Source organism: Polaromonas sp. P3_C2, from assembly GCF_056402675.1.
Genome location: NZ_JBFUGX010000969.1, coordinates 1 through 1187 on the forward strand (window position 1 = coordinate 1; position 1187 = coordinate 1187).

General features: G+C 62.8%; 1 protein-coding gene. It reads right to left on the reverse strand.

The window, feature by feature from the left end:
* Positions 1-847: alkaline phosphatase family protein (locus tag AC1DWI_RS23860; RefSeq protein ID WP_477726000.1), on the reverse strand; the 847-nt coding region annotated here is incomplete at its 3' end.
* Between the last annotated feature and the right edge of the window lie 340 nt (positions 848-1187).

Sequence of the window (1187 nt, forward strand, 5' to 3'; positions counted from 1 at the left end):
ACATGGCATCGACAAAAGGACCACGCAGCAACGAGCTGTAAAACCGCGGGCCGGGCGCCGTGTCGTCGGGCGCTCCGTACATGGCAGGCAAACCGCCACCGGCGGGGCCAAACCATTTTTGCTGGTCGGGCACCGAGCGCGCATAGGCGGCCTCAGGCAGCAGGGCTTTCCATTCAGTCTTGAAATAGCGGTCGGCCAGCTTCTGGCCGTTAAAGGCATTGACCCAGCCCGGGTGCGCGGCCATGTAATGCGTGCTGGACGCAAACTGCCCTGTGGCGCCCATATACATATAGGCCGTGCCGGTTTTGCCGGCGGGCAGAATGGCGCCGCGGTCTTTGCCGGAGATGCCGATCACTTTAGAGCGGCTGTCTACCCGCCGCAGCACGTCGCCCACCGTTTCCGCCTTGAGGTTCTTCGGGCTGGTGCCGTCGAGTGCATTGGTCTGGTGGCCGATGTAAGTGGCCGTGGTGTCGCCCGTGCAGTACACCGGCTCTGCGGTGATAGGGTCGCGCCAGTCGTTGCCGATGATGCCGGTGCGATGCGGATAAGCGCCGGTGAGCATGGTGGCGTGGCCGGCCGCGGTGACGGTGAAGGCATGGCCGTAATGCGCGTTGGCAAACCAGGCGCCGCGGTCAAGGAAGCGTGCCAGGCCATCGGGCGTGAGCTGGTCGCGGTAGTCCAGCACCTGGCGCTGCGGCAGCCCGTCTACTACCAGGAAGACAACGAGTTTGGGCCGCGGTGCAGCGGCCTGCGATAGCGCGGTAGCGCCGGGCGCTGCGGCACAACTGGCCAGCAATACTGCCGTGAACGCGGCAACCAGAATACGCAAAGGTGTGTGAAGTTTCATGGGGATCATGCGGGTGATGCTAGGTGACTTCATGGTTTGCGGGCAACAGTAGTCACCCGTAGCAGCCCTGGCTGTCACGGCCTGTTGCCGGGAAGGCTTGCATGGTAACTGCGTCACCACGTACCCATTTGGGTCCCCCTGTGTAGGACCATGGCTCTCCGGACTGCTACTTCTGTCTCGTTCACATTTGGTTTCAATGCCAAAGGATTGACGTGCGTTTCGGTTGTAAGGCAGGATGCATTCATGACCAACAACGCAGCGCCGGACACGGCGCCCAACGTAGCGCCATATGTCGCCGCTCCAGGGGAGACGGAGGTTGAACGCGTGGTGACGGCGAGCA